Consider the following 255-nt stretch of genomic DNA (forward strand, 5'->3'; position numbering starts at 1 on the left):
CCGCGGTCTATCAGGTCGCGAAGGCGGGCATCGCGCGCACGTTCCAGAACATTCGCCTGTTCGGCGGCATGACCGCGCTCGAAAACGTGATGGTCGGCCGTCATGTGCGCACCAAGCACGGTCTGCTCGGCGCGGTGTTCCAGACGCCGGCCGAACGCAAGGAAGAGCGCGAAATCAAGGAGCGCGCGCTCGAACTGCTCGACTACGTCGGCATCACGCAATACGCGGACTACACGTCGCGCAACCTGTCGTATG

General features: G+C 63.9%; 1 pseudogene. It reads left to right on the forward strand.

The annotated features are described in order from the left end of the window. Window positions 1-255, forward strand: a pseudogene (locus VSR82_RS40360) (ABC transporter ATP-binding protein); the annotation flags it as partial.

The sequence above is a fragment of the Burkholderia sp. JPY481 genome, from assembly GCF_038900515.1.
GTDB lineage: Bacteria > Pseudomonadota > Gammaproteobacteria > Burkholderiales > Burkholderiaceae > Paraburkholderia > Paraburkholderia youngii.